The following is a 13,791-nucleotide window of genomic DNA, read 5'->3' on the forward strand; positions in this document are numbered from 1 at the left end:
AGCCTCTCGTGACGACTTTCGATGCTGCCGGACACCGGCACCTCAGCCCCGTCGACTCGCACGCGTCCGAGCGCGCCGCGCGGCTGCGCCAGCTCGGCCTGGGCGAAGCCGCCGATCCCGAGTTCGACGCGTTCGCCCAGCGCGTGGCCCAGACCCTCGGCGTGCCGAACGCGATGGTCAACTTCATCACCGACACCCACCAGTACCTGGGCGGTCTGTTCACCAAGGCCGCCGGGATGGAAGATCCGAACTCCGATTCCGACCCGCGGTCGGCGCCGATGGAGACGGGCTACTGCCCGCACGTCATCGCCCGCCGGATGGCGCTGGTCCTCGAAGACGTCTGCGACTACCCGCGCTTCGCGGGCAACGACGTCGTGGACAAGATGAACGTCCGCTCCTACCTGGGCGCTCCGCTGATCGACCGCACCGGCATGGCGCTGGGCACGGTCTGCGTCATCGACAGCGAGGTGCGCCCGTGGGGGCGCGACGGCCTCAACGCCATCAAGGCGCTGGCCGGTGAGGGCGTGGAGCTCATCCACCGCCGCGAACGCGACCTCCAGGCGGGCTGAGGCCCCACCTGCGCCGAGGGGGCGGGACCGCGCACGGCGGTCCCGCCCCCTCGGTGCTTCTGATGGCCTCAGCCGCGGCGCAGCAGCAGGTCCAGGTCGTGCTGGATGCCGGGGCGGCGCTGTTCGACGTTGCCGATGCTGGACTCGAAATCGCCGATGTGCCGGGCGAGTTCGTCCGCGGTGGGCAGCTCGACGAACGGCCTGCTCTCCTCGGCGGAGCGCAGCTTGTCGGCCAGCTGCTGCTCGCTCCAGGACGCCGTGTGCGCGTGCATCGACGAGCGGGTGCGGCCCTCGGCGGTGAGCGCCGACAGGATCGCCCAGCAGGCGAGCTCACCGATCTGACCTGCCAGGATGTGCCGCTGCTGGCCACCGGTGGTCGTGGTGGTGGTCAGCTTGTCGACGCGGTCGACGTACTCGGCCAGCGCCGGGTCCAGGTCGAACTCGTCGAAGATCGACAGGAACTGCTGCGGCTGCTTGAGCACCATCGAGCCCAGGTAGACCGTGATGGCCTCGGTGGTTCCCTCGAAGATCCGGAACAGCCGGTAGTCGCGGTAGAACTGGCCGACGACGTTGGTGTCGACGAACCCGCGGGCGCCCAGCAGCTGCACGCAGCGGTCCACGACCTGCCACATCAGCTCGCAGCCCAGGATCTTGGCCGCGAAGTAGAACGGCTCGGGCACCTCGCGACCGGAGTCGAGCCGGTCGGCGATGTGCTCGACCAGCATCTCCACCGCCTGCGTGGCCGCCACCGATTCGGCGATGATCTGCTGGATCCGGCCGTTCTCGGCGAGGTTGCCGGTGGCGACCTCGCGGCGACGGGCGAAGCGCTGGGTCATCTCCAGCGCCCGCATCGCCGCGCCGAGCGCGCCGGTGGCCAGCATCAACCGGCCCTGGGTGAACGCGGTCTTGGCCGCGACCAGGCCCTTGCCCTCCTCACCGAGCAGGCTCTCGGCCGGGACGTGCAGGTTCTCCAGGCTCAGGCTGTTCTGCGGCACGGCCTTGAGCCCGAGGGTGACGACCTCGGGACCGCGGACGAAACCCGGGGTCGAGGTGTCGACGAGGAACCCGGTGATCCCGGTGTCCTGGCCGTTCTCGTCGGTCAGCCGCGCGAAGAGGTTCACGTGGTGGGCGTCGTTGCCCAGCGAGATCCACTGCTTGCCGCCGTTGATGACGTAGGACCCGTCGGGCCGCTTGGTGGCCGTGCTGGTGATCGCCCGGACGTTCGAGCCCATGCTCGGCTCGCTGACCGCGCTGGTCACCAGCCGCCGTCCCTGCGCCAGTTCGGGCAGCACGGCCGCGCGCACCTCCTCGCGCGCGAAGTGCTGGACCGGCGGCACGCCGAGGGTGTTGTGCACGGCGAGCAGGATGAGCAGGTTGCAGTCGATCGCGCCCGCCTGGCGCCACACCTTGATGGTGTCGGAATGCGGGAGTTCCTGACCTCGGTAGCGCTTCGGGACCTGCAGGCCGAACAGCCCGGCCTGGGCGAGATCGGGGATCAGCGACAAATGGAAACCGCGCCGTTCGTCCATTCGTCGAGAGTCGAGCTGCTCCCTGCTGTATCTGCGCAGGAAATCGAGCATCTCCGACACCGCTCCGGGGCGTGCGGAACCGGTAGTGGGCGACTCCATTCCGATTGATCCTTCCTGGAAAGGCTCTCGCGAGGGGGTTCGCGAACGGGTCGTTCTGGGCGCGAGTGAAACGACGAACCGGCCGCGCGCTGAGAATTCAGCGCGGGTGGATTACCGCGTTCGCCATCTCATTCGTGCCGCTGAGCGGAAAAGGCGACCCCCGCCTTCGGGCATGCGCGGTCACCGGCGTGAGCAGTGGGGATGCCACGTCGTGCGTGCGGCGTCGCTCGACCGGGGAGAGGGGAATGGCGTGCCGTCAGCATTGCGGATGTCGGGGTTGCCTGGTCCTGCCGGGTCCACGCCGTGCGGGCTCGCCCTCGGGTCGGATCCCGCAGGTCCTCGTGGGGAACGAGGTCGTGACCTTCAGGCCGGGATCCATCTCGAGAACTCCGTTTCTTGCACAAGCCCGCAGCGTCCACGTGAGCACAGCAGGAGAGGGAAATTACCCTAACTCACCATACCGGGGTACCACCTTTTCGGTGAGCCAACTGACGGACTGTAATCGTGGCTGGTCGGCTCGAAGCGGAACCCTGTGAGCAATTCGACGAAACGGTTGAGCGGATTCTCAGCAAACGCGGTCCTCTGTGGACCAGAACGGGAATTGTCCGAGGTCAGAGCGAGAACTCGGCAGTAAGGACGAATCCTGTTCAGGTACTCACGAGCGGAGCGGCGCGAAAGGCGAGACCTTGATCACCTTCCGCGCCCGCGCGCTCACTCGATGCCCGCGGCGTCCATCCCGCGGATCTCCTTCTTCAGGTCCGCGATCTCGTCGCGCAGCCGCGCCGCGAGCTCGAACTGCAGCTCCCGCGCGGCGTTCATCATCTGATCGTTGAGCTGCTGCACCAGATCCGCCATCTCGGCTCGCGGCATCGACGAGATGTCGCGCTCCTCCAGCAGCCCCGCGCTGGCCACGGCCTCGCCGGAGGGCTTCTTGCCGCGCGAGGTGTTGCGGCCCGAACCACCCACCGACACCGTCTCGTCGGTGTCATCGGCCTCGCTGTAGACCCGGTCGAGGATGTCGGCGATCTTCTTGCGCAGCGGCTGCGGATCGATGCCGCGCTCTTCGTTGTAGGCGATCTGCTTGGCACGACGCCGGTTGGTCTCGTCGATGGCGTGCTGCATCGAGTCGGTGACCCGGTCGGCGTACATGTGCACCTGACCCGAGACGTTGCGCGCCGCACGACCGATGGTCTGCACCAAAGACGTTCCGGAGCGCAGGAAGCCCTCCTTGTCGGCGTCCAGGATGGACACCAGCGAGACCTCCGGCAGGTCCAGGCCTTCGCGCAGCAGGTTGATGCCGATCAGCACGTCGTACTCGCCGAGCCGCAGCTGCCGCAGCAGCTCCACCCGGCGCAGCGTGTCGACCTCGGAGTGCAGGTACCGCACCCGCACGCCCAGTTCCAGCAGGTAGTCCGTGAGGTCCTCGGCCATCTTCTTGGTCAGCGTCGTCACCAGCACCCGCTCGTCGCGCTCGGCGCGCTCGCGGATCTCGTGCACCAGGTCGTCGATCTGCCCCTCGGTGGGCTTGACGATGACCTCGGGGTCGACCAGGCCGGTCGGGCGGATGACCTGCTCGACGAACTCGCCGCCGGCCTGCGCCATCTCGTACGGACCGGGCGTGGCCGACAGGTAGACGGTCTGGCCGATGCGGTCGGAGAACTCCTCGAAGGTCAGCGGCCGGTTGTCCAGCGCGCTGGGCAGCCGGAAGCCGTGCTCGACCAGCGTGCGCTTGCGGGAGGCGTCGCCCTCGTACATGCCGCCGATCTGCGGGATCGTCACGTGCGACTCGTCGACGATGAGCAGGAAGTCGTCCGGGAAGTAGTCGATCAGCGTCGCCGGGGCCGACCCGGCCTCGCGGCCGTCGATGTGCCGCGAGTAGTTCTCGATCCCGGAGCAGAAGCCGACCTGGCGCATCATCTCGATGTCGTACTGGGTGCGCATCCGCAGCCGCTGGGCCTCCAGCAGCTTGTTCTGCTTCTCCATCCGGTCGAGCTGCTCCTCCAGCTCGCCCTCGATGGCGCGGATCGCCTTGTCCATCCGCTCGGGGCCCGCCACGTAGTGGGTGGCCGGGAAGATCCGCAGGTCCTGAACCTCGCGGACGATCTCGCCGGTCATCGGGTGCAGGTAGTAGAGCCTGTCGATCTCGTCGCCGAAGAACTCCACCCGCACCGCCAGCTCCTCGTAGGCGGGGATGATCTCGACGGTGTCGCCGCGCACCCGGAAGGTGCCGCGGGCGAAGGCGATGTCGTTGCGCGTGTACTGCACGTCGACCAGCGCGCGCAGGAAGACGTCGCGGTCGATCTCGCCGCCGACCTCCAGCGGGATCGCGCGGTCGAGGTAGGACTGCGGCGTGCCCAGGCCGTAGATGCAGGAGACGGACGAGACCACGATGCAGTCGCGGCGCGAGAGCAGGTTCGAGGTGGCGGAGTGGCGCAGCCGCTCGACGTCCTCGTTGATCGAGGAGTCCTTCTCGATGTAGGTGTCCGTCTGCGGGACGTAGGCCTCGGGCTGGTAGTAGTCGTAGTAGCTGACGAAGTACTCCACGGCGTTGTCCGGGAAGAACCCGCGCAGCTCGTTGGCCATCTGCGCGGCCAGCGTCTTGTTCGGCTGCAGCACCAGCGTGGGCCGCTGGACCCGCTCGATCAGCCAGGCCGTCGTCGCCGACTTGCCGGTACCGGTGGCGCCGAGCAGGACCACGTCCTTCTCGCCGCTGTTGATCCGCCGCTCCAGGTCCTGGATCGCCTCGGGCTGGTCGCCGGCCGGCTCGTAGTCGCTGACCACGCGGAAGCGCCCGTCGGCGCGCGGGATGTCGCTGACGGGTCGGAACTCGGAGTGCGCCAGCACGGAGTCGTCGAGTGCGGGGCGCTCAGTCGCGAAAGCCACGGGACCAGCGTACGAGCCCCCACCGACATCATGTCGCCTCACGGGGGGCTTCATGTCGCCTCCCGGGGTCTCATCGGACTTGCGGGGGTGCTTTCCGGCCGCTGAAGGCGGACAATGGTCTGCGTCACCGGCCCCGACCGATGGGAGGTGACCTGCGAACAGTGGTAGAGAGATCAGCGGGCGCGGCGGGCTTCGAACGTCGCGCCCGCCTCATGCGCGAGCTTAGAGTGTCGGTGTGACCACTCAGCGGGAGATCGCCGAGCGCCTGGGACTGCCCGTGCACCCGCCGAAGACCGAGGTCTTCGACCTGGCGGAGGGCACCAACACCGACCCCAAGGGCCACGTCCGCACCGTGAGCCGCTTCCGCCGCGAGCCCTTCGGGCTCTACCTCGCCCGGCCGATGCCCGGGCACCCCGAGCTCGCCGCGCTGGAGTCGTGGCTGCTGCCCGCTCTCGGACTGCGCGTCTCCCGCTTCCACCGGCATCCGGGCCACGAGCGCGACCTCGATTACTACCTGGATCTGGTCGACGTCCGAACGGGTGAAAAGCAATGGCGGACCGTCGACCACTACCTGGATCTGGAAGTGCGCCAGAACCGCGACGCGGAACTGCTCGACATCGATGAATTCGTCCTCGCGGTGCGCGCGGAACTGCTCGATCCGGAAACGGCGGAACGCGCGATGCGACGCGCGTGCGCGGCGCTGGAAGGACTCGCGCGCTGCGGCTACGACCTGCCGAAGTGGTTGCGCGACAACGACATCGAGCTGTCGTGGGACGGACAACCGACCCAAGATCCCGTACTCGAGCCACGTCCGCTACCGCCATCGGAGTGACGGTCGGAGACATTTCGTCCATTCTCGCCCGCCGTGGTCGTCCGGTGCGGAAAAGTTATGTTAAAAACCGGTACTGATGATCACGTTTCCACTTTTCGCCGCTACTCTCTGACGCTGTGAGCGCTGCGGTTTCCCCCACATTGATGGAAGTCATCGATCTCTTCAGCTCGCAGCGCAGACGCCCGACCGGCCAGGTGCACCGGCTGGAGGTCTGCCACGTGGAGCGGTGGGGTCTGGCCGTGGAGTGCCCGACCCCGGACCACGACGTGGAGATCACCTGGCTGCTGGCCGACCTGGGTCTGCGCCTGACGCGGCTGCGCCCCCGCAACCGGCACTCCCGCCCCGGCCCGAGCACGCTCACCGCGGTCACCATCCACCGCGACACCCGATCCTGGGCCACCGCTGACCTGCTGCTGAGCCTGGAAGTCCCCGATGCCGGGCGGCCGCGCATCGCCCGCGCCGCCGAGTTCGCCTCCGCCGTGGCCGCCGGCGCCATCCGCCAGAGCGAGGCCGACTACGCCTTCCGCACGGTCCACCGCACGCTCGACGAGATCAGCATGCACCGCTCGATCAACCAGTGGCTCGCCTACAGGGGCATCTTCGACCCCTGGTGACTCCACCCTCCCCTCCCCACCCGCCCCGGGGGGTTCCGATTTCGATGGAAGTCGGGTCCCCGATTTCCATTGAAATCGGGAACACCGAGGTGCGCAGGGGCTCGACCGGGGGTGTTGTTCCAGGTCAGGAGTGGGTCAGGGTTGTTGGGGGCGGCCGTCGAGGCGGATGAGCCGGCGTTCGACGGCGACGTTGACCGCGGCCATGCGGCTGTCGACGCCGAGCTTGGCGTAGATGTGCACCAGGTGCGTCTTGACCGTCGCCTCGCTGATGAACAGCTGCTTGGCCAGATCCCGGTTCCCCAAGCCCTGCGCGAGCAGCTCCAGGATCTCGACCTCGCGGTCGCTCAGCGCCTGCTCGGGAGACCGGCTGCGCTGCAGCAGGCGCGAGGCGATCTCCGGCGACAGGGCCGTCTGCCCGCGCGCGGCAGCGCGGATCGCTTGGAACAGCTCCTCCGGCGGCCCGGCCTTGAGGAGGTAGCCGGTGGCGCCCGCGTCGATCGCGCGGTTGATGTCGGTGTCGGCGTCGTAGGTGGTCAGCACCAGCACCTGCGGCGGGTTCTCCAGCGCCCGCAGCCTGCGGGTCGCCTCGACCCCGTCCACACCGTCGCCCAGCTGCAGGTCCATCAGCACCACGTCGGGGCGGTAGGCACCGGCCAGCTGCACCGCCTCGACCGCGGTGCGCGCCTCGCCGACGAACTCGACCCCCTCGTCACCGGCGAGCAGCGCCTGCAGCCCGGCGCGCACCACGACGTGGTCGTCGACCACCATCACGCGCACGTGCTCCGTCATGAGACACCTCCCACCGGCAGGGTCGCCGCCACCGCCGTGCCCTCGCCAGATCCGCTCTCCACCGCCAGCGTGCCGCCCCGCTGCTCGACCCGCGCGCGCATGCCGCCGAGCCCGAACCCGCGTCCCGCACCGTGCGGCGGGTTCGCCGGGTCGAAGCCGGTCCCGTCGTCGCGGACGTCGAGGCTGACCTCGTCGTCGAGGTAGGACAGCGTCACGCCGACCGTGCGGGCTCCGCTGTGCTCGCGCACGTTGGCCAGCGCGCCCTGCGCGACCCGCAGCAGCACCGCGTCGTCGTCCTCGCGGGTGGGCAGCGGGTCGCCGACGACGTCGAAGCGCACCTCGATGCCGGATTCCGCGACGGTGCGGTCGGCCAGCGCCCGCAGCGCCTCGGGCAGCGATCTCCGCTCCAGCGCCGCCGGGGTCAACCCGCGCACGAACCGGCGGGCCTCCTCCAGGTTGTGCTCGGAGATCTCGCCCGCGCGCCGCACGTTGGCGTCGGCGTTGCCGGACCGCTCGGCGGCCTGCAGCAGCATCCGGATGCTCGACAGGCCCTGGGCGATGGTGTCGTGGATCTCGCGGGCCAGCCGCTCGCGCTCGGAGCTGATGCCCGCCCGGTGCTCGGCCTCGGCCAGCTCACCGCGGGTGCGCACCAGCTGGTCGATGAGTTCGCGGCGGCGTTCGCTCTCCCGCCGCAGCTCCAGGAACACCGCGGTGGCCATCGTCGCGACCGCGATCGGCACCAGGACCGAGATGAGCTGGACGTACTCCGCGAGCCGCAGCTGCGCGAAGATGACCGTCGCGGTCAGCAGCACCACCGCGATGACCAGCGGTTTCGGCTTCAGCACCCGCAGGCAGACGAAGAACAGCGGCACCGCGCACCAGCCGAAGCTGGGCGCCACCAGCACCAGCGCGCACCACACGACCACGACCGCACCGACCCACACCTGCCGCAGGTGCGCGCTGCGCTCCCAGAACGCGATCCCGACGCCGTAGACGACGATCAGCGCCACCGACAGGCCCAGCACCCAGGGCGTGATGCCGACCAGCCCGTGCACGTCGACGAAGCGCGACGCCGACGCCGCCAGCAGCACGAAGAACCCCACGTGCATCGCGCGGTACAACCACCCGCCGGGCGGCGTCGTCTCGTCGGTCACCGAATCCCTCTCCCTCACCCCGAAGGCTGACACGTCCTCCACGAATACGTCGCCCGCCCCACCGAGCCATCAACTGATCGGTTGATCCCGTCCCCACATCACGTCGAGAACCCCGGTTTTCGCGCGAGGAAAACCGGGGTTCTTGACGCGGAGGTGGTCAGGGGGCGTGGTTGGTGGAGTCCGCCCAGGCGAGGGCTTTGGGGAGGTTGTCGGCGAACCAGGGTTCCTTGGCGAGGGCGTAGGACTCGTGGTTCGGGGCGTCGGCGTGGGTTTCGGCGAGTCGGCGTTTGAGGGCGAGGTAGTTCTCGCGGGCCGCCGGGTCGGCGCGGAGCCAGGCCGGGAAGATCAGCGCGACCCGCCACGACGCCGTGCCCTCGACTCGGACGTGCAGGTTGGCCGGGCGGCCTGGGTCGGCGGCGATGTGCAGGCGCTTGGCCCACTGCTCGGGTTCCGGGGCGAAGTCGTGCGGTGCGTCGACGTCGCCGCCGGGCAGGTACGGGAACCCGGCCTCGGTGAGCGCGTCCGCGAGCGCGTCGGCGTCGGCGAGGGTGCGGACGGTGAGCTGCAGGTCGATGACGTCCTTGGCGGGCATCGGCACGGAGGTCGAGCCGACGTGGTCGACGCGGACCGCGCGCTCCCCCGCCGCCCGCTCGACGCGGGCGATCAACCGCCGGGCCTGGGCGGCCCACTCAGGGTCCGGGTCGACGATCGACGGGCCGAACCGCGCGGCCCGCTGCCGAAGCCGCAGGTTCTCCTCGAAGGGCACCAACCGGTCCCGCCACAGCTCGTCGACGCGGGCCAGCAGGTCCTCGACGTCACCGCCGTTGTCCAGCCACACGTCGGCGACCTCGCGGCGCTGCTCGTCGGTGGCCTGCGCGGCGATCCGGGCGCGGGCGTCCTGCTCGGCCAGGCCGCGGCCGACGAGCCGCTGCACCCGGACGTCCTCGGCGGCGTCCACGATGATCACCAGGTGGTAGTTCGGCGCGTAGCCCGCTTCCACGAGCAGCGGGATGTCGTGCACCAGCACCGAATCCGCCGGCGCCTCGGCCATCCGGCGCGCGGTCAGCTCCGCGACCTTGGGGTGCACGATCGCGTTGAGGTCGAGCCGCGACTGCTCGTCGGCGAACGCCTTCGCCGCCAGGGCGGGCCGGTCCAGCGCCCCGGTGTCGTCGAGGATCCCGTCCCCGAACCGCTCGACGAGCTCGGCCAGCCCGGCGCTGCCGGGTTCGACGACCTCCCGCGACAGGGCGTCGGCGTCGATCACCACCGCGCCGAGCTCGGCCAGCCGCCGCGCCACCGTCGACTTGCCCGATCCGATGCCTCCGGTCAAACCCACCCGCAACATGCGCTACATCCTGCCAGGCGCGGGGGCTCCTGCGAGAGGCCGTTTCTCGGCCGGACGCGAAACGGCCCCGCATCCGCTGGGGATGCGGGGCCGTTCGGACTTCAGCCTTCAGGCGTCAGTGCTCACGCACCACCGGAGAGCTTCTCGCGGAGGGCGGCCAGCTGCGCGTCGCTCGCGAGCGAGCCGCTGTCCTGCTGCTCGTCGTTCGAAGCCGACGAGTAGTTGCCGCCGCCGGTCGGAGCCGCCTGCTCCTCGCCGCCACCGGCGGCCGCGGCCGCTGCGGCCTCGGCGTCGGCCTGGCGGGCCTTGGCGATCTGCGCGATGTGCTTCTCGTAGCGGGTGTGCGCCTCGGCGTACTGGCGCTCCCACTCCTCGCGAGCCGACTCGAAGCCTTCCTGCCACTCCTGGGTCTCCGGGTCGAAGCCCTCGGGGTAGATGTAGTTGCCCTCGTTGTCGTACTCGGCAGCCATGCCGTACTGGGTCGGGTCGAACTCCGAGTCGGGGCTGAAGCCCTCGTTGGCCTGCTTCAGCGACAGGGAGATCCGACGACGCTCGAGGTCGATGTCGATGACCTTGATCATGACCTCGTCGCCGACCTGGACGACCTGCTCCGGGATCTCCACGTGGCGCTCGGCCAGCTCGGAGATGTGGACCAGGCCCTCGATGCCCTCGTCGACGCGGACGAACGCACCGAACGGCACCAGCTTGGTGACCTTGCCCGGCACGATCTGGCCGATCGCGTGGGTGCGGGCGAACTGACGCCACGGGTCTTCCTGGGTCGCCTTCAGCGACAGGGAGACGCGCTCGCGGTCCATGTCGACGTCCAGGACCTCGACCGTGACCTCCTGGCCGACCTCGACGACCTCGGACGGGTGGTCGATGTGCTTCCAGGACAGCTCGGAGACGTGCACCAGACCGTCGACTCCACCGAGGTCGACGAACGCACCGAAGTTGACGATGGAGGACACGACGCCCTTGCGGACCTGGCCCTTCTGCAGCTGGTTGAGGAACTCGCTGCGGACCTCGGACTGGGTCTGCTCCAGCCAGGCGCGACGGGACAGGACCACGTTGTTGCGGTTCTTGTCCAGCTCGATGATCTTGGCTTCGAGCTCGCGGCCGACGTAGGGCTGCAGGTCGCGGACGCGGCGCATCTCGACCAGGGACGCCGGCAGGAAGCCGCGCAGCCCGATGTCGAGGATGAGGCCGCCCTTGACGACCTCGATGACGGTGCCGCGCACGGGCTCGTCCTTCTCCTTGAGCTCCTCGATGGTGCCCCAGGCGCGCTCGTACTGGGCGCGCTTCTTGGAGAGGATCAGCCGGCCTTCCTTGTCCTCCTTCTGGAGAACAAGCGCCTCGACGAAGTCACCAACGGTGACGACCTCGGCGGGGTCGACGTCGTGCTTGATCGACAGTTCCCGGGACGGGATGACGCCCTCGGTCTTGTAGCCGATGTCAAGCAGCACCTCGTCACGGTCGACCTTGACGATGGTGCCCTCAACAATGTCCCCATCGTTGAAGTACTTGATGGTCTGGTCGACGGCGGCGAGGAAGTCCTCCTCCGTCCCGACGTCGTTCACTGCGACCTGCGGCTTGGTGGCGGCTGCAGTCGGGACGGTGGTGGTGTCGGTGGACATCAGGTGGGTTGCTCCGGTACGGATAGGTTGGTCGCTGGTTCTACGTTTGTGCCGCGTCGTCGCCGGTTTCTTCCAGCCCGATCACAGACCGGACCTGCGGATTCCGTTCGCCGATCGACCTTCGCCACCTCGGTGTGACCCGGGGCGCTGAAGCCGATGAGAAAAAGACCCACGGCGCGGGCGGTATCGTACGCGCTTTCTCGATCGTCGGGCAAACCGCGGTACCCCTGGGCGGCAGACGCGTGTCGGACGCACGACACAATCTCTTCACGTCCGCACCGCCACGCACAGTCCCGGGGGCCTCCTTGACACATCCCGACGAGCCGGAAAACGCCAGCTCCCAGAATAGCTCGGCGGAGCAGCGCCTGGGGACCGTCGGTGTGCGCAAGCGCAGCGTGGACGCCGCCGAGTCGCGCTCGGCGAACCGGCTGTGGTGGGACGCCGACGCCGACGACTACCAGGCCGAGCACGGCGAGTTCCTCGGCGACGACGACTTCGTCTGGTGCCCGGAGGGCCTGCGCGAGGAGCACGCGGGGCTGCTGGGCGACGTGCGCGGCAAGCGGGTGCTGGAGGTCGGCTGCGGCGCGGCGTCGTGCGCGCGCTGGCTGGCCCGGCAGGGAGCCGAGGCCGTCGGCCTGGACATCTCCGGCGGGATGCTGCGGCACGCGGCCGAGGCCGCCGAGCGCACCGGCACCTCGATCCCGCTGGTCCAGGCCAGCGCGGATCAGCTGCCCTTCGCCGCCGACAGCTTCGACCTGGCCTGCTCGGCGTTCGGCGGGGTGCCGTTCGTGGCCGACGTGGGCGCGGTGTTCCGCGAGGTGGCCCGGGTGGTGCGCCCCGGCGGCCGGTGGGTGTTCGCGGTCACCCATCCGATGCGGTGGATCTTCCCGGACGACCCGGGCCCGACCGGGCTCACGGTCACGCACTCCTACTTCGACCGCACCCCCTACCTGGAGATCGACGGCGACGGTCGTGCGACCTACGTCGAGCACCACCGCACGCTCGGCGACTTCGTGCGCGCGCTCGCGGGCGCGGGCCTGCGCCTGACCGATCTGATCGAACCCGAGTGGCCCGAGGGGCACACTCAGCAGTGGGGGCAGTGGAGCCCGCTCCGGGGCAAGCTGTTCCCCGGAACGGCGATCTTCGTCTGCACGCTGAATTAACGTTCCGCGGGCACCTTGCTTGGCGGTGCGGGTAGCGGAACCTCAGCGGCCCGCTGGCTCCGGGCGCCGCTCCTGATGTATGCCAATACACGGCGTCCCGGCGTCCTCACCAGCGAACCGCTGAGAACCCGCGGCGGCGCCGGTTGACCAGGTGGCGCCAAAAGAGAAAGCGACTTCGTCGCTTGACCGAGAGAGACGTGAGGAGTCCCCGGTGGCGACCGCGCAGGAATTGATGGAGGCCCAGTTCGCGCGGTTCGCCGCCCTGGACCCGCAGCTGCCGCACGACCAGTTCGTGCCCTCGGACGCCGAGCCGGTGGCGGCGCGCACCCCCGAGGGCTACGGGGTGGCGGGGCTGGTCACGCACACCTCGAACCCGGCCGGCTCGGCGCGCGGGCTGTGGCAGGCCGGTGAGGCCTTCGAGCTCTTCCCGATCGTCGGCGAGCACCCCCGCTCGGGCTTGGACGCGCTGCTGGGCGCGTGGCGGGAGTGGCTGGCCGCGCGCGACGACCCCGGGTCGAACTCCTCGGCGATGGTGGTGTGGCCCAGCCGGGACGTGCAGGGCACGAGGGCGTTGCTGGACCACGGTTTCTTACCGCTGTCGGTGCTCGCGGTTCGATCACCCGCCCCGGTCGCAGATACGGAACTGTCTGGTACCGTAAAGGTGCGCCGCGCGGGACCGGCCGATCTGGACGCCGTCGTCGAGCTCACCCTCGCCGAGCTCGAATACGCCGCCCTCGTCGGAACCGCGACGTACCGCTCCGACGCCGCCCAGCTGAAGCGGGCCGCCGCCCGAGTGCGCCTGCACTCCGACGACCCGGTCTGGCTGGCGGAGCAGGACGGCACGCCCGTCGCGGTCGCGGAATGCGGCTGGATCGACACCGGCAAGTCCCCCCGGGCTTACCGGCTGCGCCCCGGCTCGTGGGCCTACGTCAACTGCGTGTCGGTGCACGAGAAGGCGCGCGGCACCGGCGTCGGGCAGCAGCTGATGGCGGTGGCGCACAACGAGTTCGTGCGCCGCGGCGTCGTCGGCAGCTTCCTGTACTACAACCCGCCCAACCCGTTGTCCTCGGTGTTCTGGCCCCGCCAGGGGTACCGGCCGCTCTGGACGATGTGGGAGGTGCGCCCGGCCACCGCGCTGCGCTGACCCCGATCCCGGGGCCGCGGTGCAGGCTCCGAGAGG

General features: G+C 69.7%; 11 protein-coding genes. 5 read left to right on the forward strand and 6 right to left on the reverse strand.

The window, feature by feature from the left end:
• Window positions 1-8: 8 nt before the first annotated feature.
• Window positions 9-569, forward strand: a complete 561-nt coding sequence (locus QFW96_RS14365; RefSeq protein WP_281456120.1) for a GAF domain-containing protein — start codon at window positions 9-11, stop codon at window positions 567-569.
• Between the two features lie 68 nt (window positions 570-637).
• Here QFW96_RS14365 and QFW96_RS14370 read toward each other — a convergent pair whose 3' ends face one another.
• Together QFW96_RS14370 and uvrB are read right to left on the reverse strand one after the other, a co-directional pair.
• Complete coding sequence (locus tag QFW96_RS14370; RefSeq protein ID WP_343231385.1) at window positions 638-2,197, reverse strand: acyl-CoA dehydrogenase family protein; 1,560 nt, start codon at window positions 2,195-2,197, stop codon at window positions 638-640.
• Window positions 2,198-2,908: 711 nt separating this feature from the next.
• The gene (gene uvrB / locus QFW96_RS14375; protein ID WP_281456121.1) at window positions 2,909-5,080 is read right to left on the reverse strand and encodes an excinuclease ABC subunit UvrB; all 2,172 of its coding nucleotides are present in this window, start codon (window positions 5,078-5,080) and stop codon (window positions 2,909-2,911) included.
• Window positions 5,081-5,315: 235 nt separating this feature from the next.
• Between uvrB and QFW96_RS14380 the strand changes: the two genes are divergently transcribed.
• Both QFW96_RS14380 and QFW96_RS14385 read left to right on the forward strand, forming a co-directional pair.
• On the forward strand, window positions 5,316-5,912 hold the full coding sequence (locus tag QFW96_RS14380; protein ID WP_281456122.1) for a ribonuclease FAU-1 family protein: 597 nt from the start codon (window positions 5,316-5,318) through the stop codon (window positions 5,910-5,912).
• A 116-nt stretch (window positions 5,913-6,028) separates the two neighbouring features.
• On the forward strand, window positions 6,029-6,526 hold the full coding sequence (locus QFW96_RS14385) for a hypothetical protein (RefSeq protein ID WP_281456123.1): 498 nt from the start codon (window positions 6,029-6,031) through the stop codon (window positions 6,524-6,526).
• 135 nt (window positions 6,527-6,661) lie between these two features.
• Here QFW96_RS14385 and QFW96_RS14390 read toward each other — a convergent pair whose 3' ends face one another.
• The 4 genes from QFW96_RS14390 to rpsA form a co-directional block, all read right to left on the reverse strand.
• A complete protein-coding gene (locus QFW96_RS14390; protein ID WP_281456124.1) occupies window positions 6,662-7,315 on the reverse strand; it encodes a response regulator in 654 nt (217 codons plus the stop codon).
• Window positions 7,312-8,469 carry a sensor histidine kinase gene (locus tag QFW96_RS14395; protein ID WP_281456125.1) on the reverse strand — a complete coding sequence of 386 codons (1,158 nt, stop codon included), beginning with the start codon at window positions 8,467-8,469 and terminating at the stop codon, window positions 7,312-7,314. Before QFW96_RS14395 ends, QFW96_RS14390 begins: the two co-directional genes overlap by 4 nt.
• Window positions 8,470-8,626: 157 nt before the next feature.
• Window positions 8,627-9,814: a dephospho-CoA kinase gene (gene coaE, locus QFW96_RS14400; RefSeq protein WP_281456126.1), complete on the reverse strand. Its 1,188-nt coding sequence runs from the start codon at window positions 9,812-9,814 to the stop codon at window positions 8,627-8,629.
• 122 nt (window positions 9,815-9,936) lie between these two features.
• Window positions 9,937-11,448 (reverse strand): 30S ribosomal protein S1, encoded by a 1,512-nt coding sequence (gene rpsA, locus QFW96_RS14405; protein ID WP_281456127.1) that lies wholly within the window; start codon window positions 11,446-11,448, stop codon window positions 9,937-9,939.
• A 305-nt stretch (window positions 11,449-11,753) separates the two neighbouring features.
• Between rpsA and QFW96_RS14410 the strand changes: the two genes are divergently transcribed.
• A complete protein-coding gene (locus QFW96_RS14410) occupies window positions 11,754-12,611 on the forward strand; it encodes a class I SAM-dependent methyltransferase (RefSeq protein WP_281456128.1) in 858 nt (285 codons plus the stop codon).
• 211 nt (window positions 12,612-12,822) lie between these two features.
• Window positions 12,823-13,755, forward strand: coding sequence for a GNAT family N-acetyltransferase (locus tag QFW96_RS14415; RefSeq protein WP_281456129.1), 933 nt, complete (start codon window positions 12,823-12,825; stop codon window positions 13,753-13,755).
• Window positions 13,756-13,791 lie beyond the last annotated feature (36 nt).

The organism is Saccharopolyspora ipomoeae, assembly GCF_029952525.1.
Classification (GTDB): Bacteria; Actinomycetota; Actinomycetes; order Mycobacteriales; family Pseudonocardiaceae; genus Saccharopolyspora; species Saccharopolyspora ipomoeae.